At 42.1% G+C, this 12,228-nt stretch carries 10 protein-coding genes; all 10 read right to left on the bottom strand.

Annotated features, from left to right (window positions below; genetic code table 11):
• Nucleotides 1–51 precede the first annotated feature (51 nt).
• The 10 genes from BN1938_RS20035 to BN1938_RS19990 all read right to left on the bottom strand — a co-directional run bounded on the left by BN1938_RS20035 (nt 52) and on the right by BN1938_RS19990 (nt 11,974).
• Nucleotides 52–699, bottom strand: coding sequence for a Cap15 family cyclic dinucleotide receptor domain-containing protein (locus BN1938_RS20035; protein WP_050642210.1), 648 nt, complete (start codon nt 697–699; stop codon nt 52–54).
• A gap of 20 nt (nt 700–719) precedes the next feature.
• A complete protein-coding gene (locus BN1938_RS20030) occupies nt 720–1,184 on the bottom strand; it encodes a M67 family metallopeptidase (RefSeq protein ID WP_050642209.1) in 465 nt (154 codons plus the stop codon).
• Complete coding sequence (locus tag BN1938_RS20025) at nt 1,184–2,821, bottom strand: ThiF family adenylyltransferase (RefSeq protein ID WP_050642208.1); 1,638 nt, start codon at nt 2,819–2,821, stop codon at nt 1,184–1,186. Before BN1938_RS20025 ends, BN1938_RS20030 begins: the two co-directional genes overlap by 1 nt.
• Nucleotides 2,814–3,782 (bottom strand): CBASS cGAMP synthase, encoded by a 969-nt coding sequence (locus BN1938_RS20020; protein WP_187376330.1) that lies wholly within the window; start codon nt 3,780–3,782, stop codon nt 2,814–2,816. The genes BN1938_RS20025 and BN1938_RS20020 overlap by 8 nt, the downstream gene beginning before the upstream one ends.
• Before the next feature lie 250 nt (nt 3,783–4,032).
• The gene (locus tag BN1938_RS20015; RefSeq protein WP_050642207.1) at nt 4,033–4,416 is read right to left on the bottom strand and encodes a DUF6262 family protein; all 384 of its coding nucleotides are present in this window, start codon (nt 4,414–4,416) and stop codon (nt 4,033–4,035) included.
• The gene (locus tag BN1938_RS20010; protein ID WP_050642206.1) at nt 4,382–5,899 is read right to left on the bottom strand and encodes a tyrosine-type recombinase/integrase; all 1,518 of its coding nucleotides are present in this window, start codon (nt 5,897–5,899) and stop codon (nt 4,382–4,384) included. The genes BN1938_RS20015 and BN1938_RS20010 overlap by 35 nt, the downstream gene beginning before the upstream one ends.
• A complete protein-coding gene (locus tag BN1938_RS20005; RefSeq protein WP_050642205.1) occupies nt 5,889–7,649 on the bottom strand; it encodes a tyrosine-type recombinase/integrase in 1,761 nt (586 codons plus the stop codon). The genes BN1938_RS20010 and BN1938_RS20005 overlap by 11 nt, the downstream gene beginning before the upstream one ends.
• A gap of 7 nt (nt 7,650–7,656) precedes the next feature.
• On the bottom strand, nt 7,657–8,781 hold the full coding sequence (locus tag BN1938_RS20000) for a tyrosine-type recombinase/integrase (RefSeq protein ID WP_050642204.1): 1,125 nt from the start codon (nt 8,779–8,781) through the stop codon (nt 7,657–7,659).
• 179 nt (nt 8,782–8,960) lie between these two features.
• Nucleotides 8,961–10,928: an ATP-dependent DNA helicase gene (locus BN1938_RS19995; RefSeq protein ID WP_050642203.1), complete on the bottom strand. Its 1,968-nt coding sequence runs from the start codon at nt 10,926–10,928 to the stop codon at nt 8,961–8,963.
• Between the two features lie 611 nt (nt 10,929–11,539).
• Nucleotides 11,540–11,974: an RNA polymerase sigma factor gene (locus BN1938_RS19990; protein WP_050642202.1), complete on the bottom strand. Its 435-nt coding sequence runs from the start codon at nt 11,972–11,974 to the stop codon at nt 11,540–11,542.
• Nucleotides 11,975–12,228: the final 254 nt, after the last annotated feature.

The following is a 12,228-nucleotide window of genomic DNA, read 5'->3' as shown; positions in this document are numbered from 1 at the left end:
GAGATTAAAAAGAGCAGGAACTTCTACCTGCTCTTACTACAATTTTTATATTTAATTATATTTTCTTAATTCAAACGTTCCCATATTTCCACCGCTATTACCTACATTACTATTGTCGCGATTATTGAAGTAACGACCAAAAAGATGATTATCATCGTCCATATCCAATATATTATACCCATCATATTGGTGGGGAAACTCCCTGCTATGGTTAATAAACCCAAATCCAATCTTTACTATTCCATCTCGTTCAATAAATATGGCGGCAACGTTGCTTTCAGACTTAGATTTTGGGAATGTTGACACAAAACTAATTTTGCTCCATGTTTGTTTGACATCCAATTTCATGTCCAATTTTGTTTTATATGTAGTAGATGTTAATTCTCCTTCCCAATGCCCCCTCAAATCTGGTACATTAAGAAATTTCTTTACAATTTTCCATCTCCAGACAAAATTATCGAACCCCCAATATAAAGCACCATATAAGAAAGTTACCCCAATAAAGTTTGTAGTAACTCCCAACCTATCACATAAATTTAGAATTTCAGCCAGCCACTTATAATTCTGCATCCAAGCTCTTACTTCTGATATGACATCTCCCAATAAGAACGTAAATAGTGCTGATAAAATAATGCTAGCAATAAATATATTCAAAATCATTTTACTTCTTAAACTTTTATCAATCGTATATGTATGCAATTCATGCTCCCCCTATATCATCACTCTCTAAACACTGGAGATATTTTAATTGCTCTTTTGAATTGTACCACTAGATTCATTTCGTTATCTTTTCCCGCAATTATCATTACTATCCCCGGCAATATTTCATGAACCTTTGATGCTATTTCTTTTAATGAATTAATATCCGTATGCGATGGGAGAGCTCTCATATTCGGATGTGTATGCCATTCTCCTACATAATTCAGCACACCACCAGATTCATGCCATCTTTTATTAATAATTTTCTGAGCTTTTTTAACATTTCTTTTATACAATATCTTTGAAAAGAAATTCGTCTTCAATTCATAAACTTCAATGACTTCAATTACCTTATTGTCTTTATTAAACTTGCCGAGTAAAACACCACCTGTTTCATATCTTAAACTAGAGTTATAGTACTTTTTTATTTCATCTATAATCTCCGAATTCAAGATTATTTTCAAACCATTTATATTGTAATTCATCAGTTATCTATCCTTTTCAGCTCCATAAACCTATCGTCTTTTGATCTCCACATGGGCTTAATTTCAAAATTTTGTTGTCTGGCCCATTTCATTTTCCCTATCCAAGTAAATTCATAATTATATTTTGCTTTACTATTATAAATTTTTCTATAATATATATCCACAAAATCCTGGACAAATTTCTGCGCCTCAAATCCTGCATATGGAGCATATGCGCTTTGGCAACCTGCCTCACTTTTTAAATACTTTCTACTATTCAACAACACATTATTGTTAAACATCCCATAATCATCAAAAAAACTTTTTTCTGTATTGGTATCTATACTCTTTTGAAATACTAAAGCATGTCCAGCAACCAGATATGGCTCAACCCACAGTATAATACATTCTTTTTGAATCTTATTATCTTTAAGCATCTGTATTATTTTCTTTTCTAGCATTGTATTTCCTACACATATTATTAAAATATCATATTGATTGAAAAAGGACACTTCTTTTAAAATATATTTCCAAACATTTTCATTCACTGCATTGCATTTAAGCGTTGGATAATGCTTCAGTAACTCACTCCTCAATGCTTCCACTTTTGATGTGCTAAAAAGCAAATGATTACTTCCACAGAAATGTCTTGCTATGTTCTCATCTTTAAGTACATCATTATCTAGTAAACAAATTTCATCCGTAATACCAACATCTATAATAGCTTTACTGATGTAACTTCCTACAGAACCACATCCAACCAATAAACATTTTTTATCAAAAGAAGCCGTACCATCACCACCACGGGTAAAAAGCCTTTTCATTTGAAAATTTCTTGTCCTTAAACGTAAAACATTTCTATTTTTATTAGCCGCAACAACCCCTCTTATATTTCGTTGTCTTATTTTAATGCCATTAGATAGCAAATTCAACTTCAAAGAAAAAAGGCATTTCCCCATCCCATTATCTGCATATAAAATAATAAGCCCTTTGCCTTGATTTTTAACCAGAAAATTATATAAATGTACCAAATCATTCTTTGGAATTAATTCATATATATCTTTTATACTAGTAAGGGCCACCAAAACCGATTTACCTATATTTATTAATAATGCTCTTTGAAAGACAATATCTTTTGTCTTCAAACCATATGAATTACTCACAAAATTAGATATAACGTTTTGTTCATCAGCAACCACATAGTAATTATCCAACCATTCATATTGCCACATTAACCGAGTAGACTCATCCGAATACCCTAAAAAGTCTACTCTCCCCTCAGATTTCGTCTCCCAAAAAGTAACCGTTTCAATTTGATAGTCTAATACGTTACATCTATTTTTACTCTCTATTAATAATTTTTCAGCACGTAAAATACACGCCAAAGCATCATGTAGATAGTTCTCTGGATTCGGAACAACTTCATTATAATCATATAAACATAATTTATCATCAGTATAGATGTGTGGTATAGTAAGTTGCTGGCAATCTTTAATATAAACACTTGGAAACTCATATGGATAATATAACGGGAATTTCATGTATAATTCATAAGTAATTTCATCAATCTTTAGACGAATATCAATCACATCATTGGTATTATCATAATCGCAATCAATTCCATTACTTACTAAAAACTCATATATCTCTTTATGCAAAATGGCTATCCTCTTCACCTAATTTAATTGGAGCATTTGTTTTTTCTGAAATGTCTTTGTCTTCATCGTCACCTTCAGGAAACCTGTCCCCAAACAATTTTATTAAAATATCTGTTGCATCTTTTTCATTGCTCTTTTCATATATTGCTGTATCTAACTTGTCTTTTAGGTTTTTAAAGCCTTTTAATATGGCTTCCTGAGATGATTCACTTATATCACCAAACAAATCCTCATCTTTTGGATTAACTGGCTTATAGCAATGAAAATCATCTTCTAGGACATCAATTATATTAGTCACGGTATCTAACAAAGATATATCATCTCGATTCTCTGTTAAAGTAAAATTATTACACACCAGTATTGTAATTGCCATCCCTTTGACATCAATCTTTTTATTATCTTTCCAAGCCTTTAAATATTTTACTAAGCGACGAATTTGCTGTCCATTGTCATTAACGTATCCTTGAAACCAATTTGTAAACGCTTTAGGATCACTTTCTATCCAACCTTTAGATTTATGTGCCAAATATGCAATATTATCTCCATCATCATTCTCTCCCATTATATAAATTGGTAAATCAATATGATATTTATCTTCATAAACTACTCTTACACATGTGTTTTTATCAATAGGTGCATTGGATGTATGACCTGTTACAGCGTCCTTTACCCACGTATGTACTGTTTGCGTAGCAGGCCATTCATCCTGATTATAAGAATACCCTTGCAGATACACTCCATTATCAAGGTCAAACTCATCTTCTCCAACAGGCATAATAGCTGTCTTCATTGCATATGAGCCCTGAGTGCAGTATTGAGGTTTTTTCCTATTCTTTTCCTCAAATTTGTTATCAATCTTTCCACGTAATGCATCTCTGCCTGTCTTAATCTTGTTTTTATATGTTTTAGTCAATGAAATTTTATCATTAAAGTCTATAAATAACTTGTTTAAATTTAACATTTTCTCCTCCTGACTTATAAAATATCACCATTCATTCGTTATGTTAGCACTCAATCGAATAGTCTGCTAACAATTTAAGGTTATCACTACTGGATGAATTCGTCAACTAGCAAATTCAAAAAATATGTAAATAGCTTTATTCGAATTTTGATGCAGAAATTAAATGTTAAAAACATTACCTTCTATAATTAAATCGAAACTAACAGGCATACTTTTTGGTATGCCCTGTCATTCCCGTATTGTTTTCACCTCAGAAATTCTTTAGTTCACTTAACGCCTTTTTGTTCAACGCCTTCTCCATCTGCCTCTTCTCTTTTTCCAGCCTCTCCACCGTCCGCTGCAGTTCCCGGTTCTGCTGTTCCAGCAGTTCTATCCTGCTTCGCAGCGCCATATCCCCGATATACCGCTTCGGATCCACCATGCCTGCCTGCTGGTTCAGCGCCCTGTCTACTTCCCTGCGCACAATCTCATTTTTGTAAAAGAAGCCTCTGGACAGCCCTGTCTTCTTCATCAGTTTGGGAACGGTTACCTTCTCACCTTCATCCAGCATTTTATGTATGGCATTTTTCGCCTGATTGATTTTCTCATTGCTCACCTTTTTATTCAAGGCTATCATCTTGTCGTATTTGCTCATATTCTTCACCCCATCCGTCTAAATTTTCCAGTATCATTTCTGACAGCATATGGCGCGCAGCCCTTGTCTCATCTGCCAGCAGCTGGTTGCTCATTTTCCGGTAATAACGTACATTTTTAATGCTGCTGTGGCCGAGAAGTCTGGCTATGGTCCAATCATTCAGATGCATTTCCGTAAGTTTCACACCATAGTAATGGCGGTACATATGGCTGTTGAATCCGAATAAGTTTCCATTATCATCCCTTAAATCTTCATCCTGTATCATTTTGGATATGAGATACTGTATGGTGGTGTACTGCATGGGGCGTTTTGGATCCTTCTCATTCACAAAAATGTATTTGGTGTCCCCATGCCGCTCCCTTGTATCCTCTATCGCCGCCCGGATCAGCATCGCCAATTCTTCACTGACGATTTTTTCATAAGGATGTGTTTTCATCTGTTTGATCCGGATGACTGTTTCTCCCTGCTTCTCATACAGGCAGTCCGGGTGCAGTGTCAACGTGTCGGATATCCGGGTTCCCAGCATCTGGTGGATGACCATGAGCCTCGCAATCTGTATCTGCTGCTTTGCGAGGCAGGCATTGATCCGCTTCATCTCCGCGTCTGAGTAGGTCTTAAATTCTGCTGGCGGCGTAGGCGGGATGTCTCTGTTCAGCACCATCCCGTCCAGTTGGGGATATTGGTAAATCTTCCCTACCGTTTCCAATACTGCCCGGAGCCGCCCAAGGTCTGTATGCAAATGGGAATTGGGCGGTGCCTCTGTTTTCAGATATGTGAGGTACTCTTCTAATACGATCCGGTCCAGTTCCGCGCAGGATTGTATCTTGGGGTACCTTTCTTTCAGGAACTTGGACAGGCGCCGCACTGCTGTCAGCTCCATTGCCACGGTTGCGACTGCTTCTGAACGCAGATGCATGTAAATTGCTTTTTTCACTTCTTCCCGGATATCCAATTGATATATCTTGGTAAAATTCAGGTTTTTAAAATTTGTGATTGGATTCCATCGGATATCAATATCCAGTTTTTCCAGTTCCCATATATCCTTTTCTGTTTCTTCCAGTTCGCCTGTATCTTGGCTGAATCTCAACAGCCTTTCGAAGTACAGGATAAGTTTTGACTTTCCATAAGAGGTATTGCCGCTCAGATTATGGATTTCTTCTGTCAGTTTTAGATTGTTTTCCAGCATCCAGCCTCTCAGCTTCCTCTCCCACGCTGCCGGTTCCATCTTTGCAAAGCTGTGGACTCCCCCACCCTTTTTCTTAATAAATTTGCAGATATTGTTATAATACCTTCTATCCCCATACATGGTGATCAATGATAATGAATTTCCCCTGTATAGGATAAATGCCCTTGCCTCTTCCCTCATGCGCGGTTCTGGCAGCTGTTCCAGATCAAAATATGGATTTTTTCCGACCATCTCTCTTGCTTTTTCGGTTGCGCTGCCGTAGCAGGGGAAGTCTTTCATGTAAATTTTATTTTCCATGCCTGCTCCTTTTCTTTATGCCGGCTGCCAGGCTGTTCTTCCCGTCCTTGAAATATTCTTCATTGGCTTTCCTTATTTTACGCGGCATAAAATCAATGTACTGTTCTGTCATTTCTTCATAAGTATGCCCAAGGTAATCCCGGACTCCCTGTATGGAAACTCCCTGATTATAAAAAAAGGTTGCCAGTGTGTGCCGGTAATCATGGGATTGAAACAGGTATTCACCGTTGTCGATATCATTTTTCTCGCAGTATTTATGCATCCGGTACTTGTAGGTACCATAGCGGTAAGCGCCGCCGGTAGTGCTTTTAAATACATACTCTTCAGGAGTAATCTGATATTTGCCGATATAAATTTTCATGAGCCGGTACAATACTGTCGGGATGGGTATCCGTTTATAGTTTTTCATCTTAATCTGGTAGACCTGGATCCATGCATCCCTGCCCTGCACATAGTAAGCGTTTCCTTTCAGGGTGCATACTTCACTGGCCCGCAGGCCGACTGCCCATTGGTGCAGGAACATCAGCCTTAAATCCTCTGGGAAGCTGCCCAGCTTCTGCATGATTTCCACGTACACCTGATGGGTAACGCTCCGGTCATGGTGCTTCACTACCGTTTTTTTCAGGTAATACTGTTCCTGGAATGGCACCTGTTCTATAAATCCACGGACTTTCAGGTAATCGAAAAAGTGCAGGATGCTTTTAACCGTCTTGTTATAAGTCTCCGGCTGGATTTTCTGCTGTTCCAGATAGGAAAAATAATGTTCCAGTTCTTCCGTTGTTACAGAACAGATATTTTCTTCTGTATACTCCCCCATCTTCACTAAAAACCGCCGCAGTATAGACGCCTCTGCCCGGATCACACTGATTGACAGGTTGGTTGTCCCAAGACAATACTTCATGTATTCCTGCATAAGCTGCCGGTTCTTTTTCTGCAGGATTTCTATAAACGAAAGGGTAATCACCGGATTGGAAGGGTTCACCCTTGTGCTTTCAAAATGGAATCTTTCCAGATACCAGACATTGGCTTTCCAGTTGATCTCATCTGTTTCCCTAAACAGGATTTTCCTGCTTGCCTCCACGATCCCTCTTCCTCTTTTCAGGGCTGCCTTCCCTGCAGATTTCAGCCTGCCGTAAAACTCACTTATCTGTTCCATTTCAAGATATTCAATATCTTCCACTCCTGCATCCACACAGTAGTCATAAAATTTTTTTAGTGTCTCCAACCTTGCATGATTCCCTGCTTTATGCCGGTTTTGTTCAATTTCTCTGTGGAGTATCTTGAATATCTGCCTCTTTAGGACTTCCGGTGCTTCTCTATCAAAATCCCATACCAGACTTTCTTTATCAGGAGTCCTTTTAAAAGCTTTTGCTATCTCCGGATCCGGATGATAAAGCAGGAATAACTGCCGGTTCAGATATTTGCATGCTGCCTGCCTCCCGGCCAGCGTCTGTGCCTGCTGCTCTAAGGAATGCAGTTTTAACCGGTCAAATTCGGACAGATACTGCTTAGCCGGGTTTACAGATATCTGCATCTTCAAATAATTTTCATAACTGCATCTGGTTTCATAAGTGATATCCGCCAGGCTCCATATGGCATTTTCAGACATGAACCGTTCTGCTTTATTCCGGTAGGCTTCCCGTACTTCTGTGCAGTCTGCTATCTCATCCGCAAGCTGCTTTTTCAGCCTCTCATATTCTTCTTTAAATTCTTCCTGCGGCTGTACCAGCTGCAGCCGGTATGCACTCATCTACTTTTCACCTCCCATCCAGCAGTTTATTGACCCCATATAAGCTGGAATAACGGTCATAAAATTCCCTGCTTGCTGTTTTCATCCGGTCATCGATAATTTTCAAATATCGTGTGGTGGTGTCCAGGTGCTTATGCCCCAATGCCCTGCTGATCAGTTCCAGCGGCCAGCCTGCCTCCCACCTGGTGTTTGCAAAATATCTGCGGAGCATATGCGGGGTAACCTTGATTTGTGTTTTCTTTTCCATGCGTTCGAACATATCGTATACGCTGTCTGCTTTCATGGGCTTTCCCTGTGTCTTCCCTTTGATGTTTATAAAAAGGTAGTCCTGATGCTGAAGCAGATCCCAGTATTCTGAGAGATAATAGAGCAGGAATTCAAAGGTGTCTTCACTTACCTTTCCATCCCTTTCCTCCGCATTCTTTGCCCTTGCATCATTTTCATTATCATCCCGGAAGTCCACCCTGATCTGGTGGTTTGCATAGTCAATATCCTTTGTATAATCAATGCCCAGGATTTCCCCGATCCGGTACCCCAGTTCTGATGTCAGCAGGATGAGCAGCTGGTCCCGGCAGTTCGTACACGCTTCCAGGATTGCCATGATCTCTGTCTTTTCTGCTGCCCTTACCTTGCGTTCTTCCTCTTTCAGGTATCCTTTGAATGCCTTGAACCGGAGCGTTTTCTTTACCCCGGCAGCATTTTGCATGGTAATCAGGCTGCTGGATAAGACTGACAGCTGCCCGAACCTGCTGTCTGTAAGTTCTAAAAAAAGATAGAACCTGAACACATCTTTTAAGTATGCGTTGCAGGTCCCATTGTTTGGACACTTTTCTGTTTTTTCTTTATGGTTCCCATGCTTCAGCCAGTTCAGGAAACCGAGGAAGTAGTCATACTGCGCTTCATAATCAAGCCCATACACCTCACTGAGTTCCATCTGCTTTTCGTCCACATACTCCAGATAATAGCAGATAGCGAAGGCTGACCGGCGTACTGTATTGGGTGACCGGTTGCTCCGTATTTTGTGCGCCAGATATTTAGAGGGGAGGAGTTCCATGCCAAAGGTTTCCGTATTACGGATAAAATAATATTTTGTTGTACCGTCTTTTTCCATAACAACTGCATACTTTCCCATTGGTGTTTCCTTCCTTTCTTCTTATTCTCTAACGTCATACACAGTATACCCAACCCATGCCAAGATATCTATTCACAAATACCAACAATCCGTGCAAGACGGGGCTTGAAATACCACTGAACTTTCTTCCTGATTTTCTTCCAAAACCCAGCAGAACCAACAAGCCCTCTGTAAAGTCTCTACATATAATATTCCGTTCCTTTCCGGCTGCGGATAAAGCATTCCACCGCCTTCAGATTCTCTGCCCTTTGGCAGTCCGGCAGGGCACACAGCACCTCCTGATGGTACCGCCCTCCGGCGATTGCCCGGCTGTCCAGTATGGACACCACGCAGGTATCCTGTTCCGTCCGGATTGCCCGCCCGAATCCCTGCCGCAGCTTTTTCTGCATATCCGGCACGATCACAGCTTGGATATATTCTCCCAGAGTCTCATACCGCTCTTTCTCCGCCTCACTGATTGGATTGGGAACAGCAAAGGGCAGCTTCACGATGATCAGGGAGGACACCATATCCCCCGGAAAGTCCACGCCCTCCCAGCAGGAACCGGCTGCGAACAGAACCGCATTCTCCAGCGTCTTAAACCTTGCGATTTCCTCCTGTGAATGCCGCCATACCTCCACCATAGGGAATGGCAGGGAGTCTTTTACCATCTGGTACACGCTTCCCATCAGGGAATAAGAAGTAAACAGCACCAGTGTGTGCCCGTATGTGGAACAGATGAGGGACTGGATATGCTTTGCCAGCATGACCACCTCTTCCCTGCTGCCCCGCCTGCACGGCTTAAGCGTCTTCGGAAGGTACAAAAGACAGTTCTTTTTATATGCAAAGGGCGATTTTGCCACGTATTCCTGCACATTCCCGGTACCGCTTAAGCCCGTCACCTGTCTGGTACGCGCGAAGCTATCCCCGGCCTTTAGCGTCCCGCTGGTAAGGATAGCCGGAAAGCCCTGTTTCCAGAGGGCTTCCTGAAGCAGCCTGGGCACCCTCCTGCTGGTGGCGCACAGCACCGGGAGCCGTTCCCGGTCGTGCTGGAGATAGCGGATGTAGTTGCTATCCTGTCTGTAAAAAAGGCGCAGAACTTCCTCTGCTTCTCCCAGCCTGTTGAGGGTCCAGCGGGGAACAAATCCCCGGAGTCTGTCCGTAACCTGCTCCAGTTGGATGAGGGCTGCCTTGAAGATTCCGGTATCTATTTCCGGAACAGACGCCCCGTCCTCTCTGGCTGCAATATCTCTTGTGTTCTCTTCTAATGTTTCCAACAGGCTGCGGAAAACCTCCCGGAGCCTGTCCGCTGCTTTCTTCTGATGCTCTTTTTCCAAGGAAGTGCAGATTTCCCTGACCTCTTCGCTCCCAAGACTCCTGCCATACATCTGTCTTGCGGCTTCCGGCAGCTGGTGGGCTTCATCCACCACCAATGCCCGGTAGTCCGCCAGCAGCGGGCGGTATGCCTTTGCCCTGTGGGACGCGTCTGCCAGCAGGTAATTGTGGTTACAGATCTGGATAAAGATCTCCGGACTTTTTGCCGTCTTCAGGTAACGCTGGTATCTGCAGCCCTCCCTGCCCGGACAATCCTTGGGGCAGAATTTTGGGACACAGACAAGCCTCCGGTCAAACCCGCTCAATCCACGGACTTCGTCTAAGTCATAGACATGCCGGAGGGATAAAAGCGCCTGTTTCTGTCCGGCATTCTTTGCTTTATCCATTATTGCCTCCAAGCGCTGTTCCAGCCTGCTGTCACATACAAAATGTTCCTTCCCCTTCCTTACGATGGCACGGATGGGAGTCTGGATGATTTCATGCTCTGTCAGAATCTTGGACAGAAACGGGATGTATTCCGACAGGATTGCTTTTTGCAGTGCGATACTGGATGTGGAGATCACCACCGGGCGGCTGTCACAGAGAACAAACTTCCCGCTTAATATGGCGTATTTCCGCATCAGGATACATGCTATCAGATAAGCATAGGTCTTCCCAATCCCTACCCCAGCATCGCAGAGTGCAATCTTTCCATATAATAAAGAGTCCAACATCGTATGGCAGAGTTCTATCTGCTCTTCCCTTACATTCAGCCCTTCTGCCGGGAGAAGTTTCCGGAATATAGTCTCCACTTCCCCGTGGGCTTTTTTCTGAAATTGATTTTTATAAAACATCACATACATTTCCTTTTCACGTATGCCGTTAATACCACAGGAATACGGCCGTGGTTTTCCCACGGCCGCATGTATCTGATATCAACGACACACTTCTATTGATTTCTATTTGGTTAGTTTTTGTTTGGCACCGCATTTGGCCTCGCACCCCCGGCAGCCTGCCACTCATTCAGTGGCGGGGAACATTACAGGCGGGCATCTGGCTGATACGGCGCTGGTAATTGCTTATGCACTGTAATAGATGCCGCTCACAAATGTCCTGAGGGTCTTGCTGATTACAACCCGGAGTCCATCTTCTGCTCTTTGGCAAGAAATGTGTATCATTATCCCCCACTTGTGATCATGGCGGAAAGCCAGCCGCGGCTTTATTTCAAATGCAGGGGATCGCTCGAAACGAAACCAGCGCCCCAGGTCATCCCATCGGTCTATACTGCTTAAAATTATCTTTGTGTCCGATGTTCTGCTATGAGGTACTGATTCCATCTGTCATGGCGTCTGCTTTGTCACGCTACTACTTGCGGGAACGTACCTGTAATGCTGATATTTGATTGTCAAAGAGCAAAAGGGTTAGTATTCCCCCTACACTTAATAGCCGATGGAGTTCTCTCTTTTTATTCACCTTTACGAATTTTTTTTATTTTTTCTCTCAGCCGCCTGATCCGGGTATAGATGGTCTGTTCCGGCACAGCAAGTTTTTCTGAGATTTCAGATATGGAAAACCCTATCATCTTCAGTAAAAGCAGCTGAAGGGTTTCCCTGTCTGCCTCCAGCATGATATGTAACAGTTGCTCGTCTTCAATGGTATCTAAAAGCCTTTGGACATTATTTAGCTCCGGTTCTTCCATTTCCACGGGTGACAGCAGGTCATAGTCGGGAAAGTCTGCCCGGTGTTCCCTATACCTGCGTTCCTCATTAAAATCTGCCCAGTCCAGTTCCCACAATTTGCTGATTACATCTTCTTCAACTCCCAACTCACGCATCTGCTTTTCTTCGATTTCCTTCCATTGTTTCCACTTCTTTTCTTCCCTCGCTTTGTTATAAGCCATTTCTTCCTGCCTCCAATTTGAATTTTTTAGAAATCAAATCGAAGTGAGGCGGTGACCTGGCTGTTGGGTTACTATGAAGCCCGTGTAGTATATTGTTGAATTTTGTCGCAAAAAAAGATGCCATAACCCCGCCAAGAGTTATGACACCATATTGAATTTTACATACCAACTCCGCTTTTGTTGAAATTGCTTGCAAATATACTGCTCCTTTGTACCTTAATCGCCAACCGTTTTTTAGCGCAATGGGAGCAGTA

It is taken from the genome of Eubacterium sp. SB2, from assembly GCF_001244405.1.
Taxonomy (GTDB): domain Bacteria; phylum Bacillota; class Clostridia; order Lachnospirales; family Lachnospiraceae; genus Faecalicatena; species Faecalicatena contortus_B.
The sequence above is the reverse complement of the archived record's forward strand: the minus strand, read 5'-3'. Positions and strand labels throughout refer to the sequence as shown.

Coding starts and splice junctions, on each gene's coding strand:
- BN1938_RS20030 (WP_050642209.1), bottom strand. CDS start 1,184: ATGAATTACAATATAAATGGTTTGAAAATAATCTTGAATTCGGAGATT.
- BN1938_RS20020 (WP_187376330.1), bottom strand. CDS start 3,782: ATGTTAAATTTAAACAAGTTATTTATAGACTTTAATGATAAAATTTCA.
- BN1938_RS20015 (WP_050642207.1), bottom strand. CDS start 4,416: ATGAGCAAATACGACAAGATGATAGCCTTGAATAAAAAGGTGAGCAAT.
- BN1938_RS20010 (WP_050642206.1), bottom strand. CDS start 5,899: ATGGAAAATAAAATTTACATGAAAGACTTCCCCTGCTACGGCAGCGCA.
- BN1938_RS20005 (WP_050642205.1), bottom strand. CDS start 7,649: ATGAGTGCATACCGGCTGCAGCTGGTACAGCCGCAGGAAGAATTTAAA.
- BN1938_RS20000 (WP_050642204.1), bottom strand. CDS start 8,781: ATGGGAAAGTATGCAGTTGTTATGGAAAAAGACGGTACAACAAAATAT.
- BN1938_RS19995 (WP_050642203.1), bottom strand. CDS start 10,928: ATGTTTTATAAAAATCAATTTCAGAAAAAAGCCCACGGGGAAGTGGAG.
- BN1938_RS19990 (WP_050642202.1), bottom strand. CDS start 11,974: ATGGCTTATAACAAAGCGAGGGAAGAAAAGAAGTGGAAACAATGGAAG.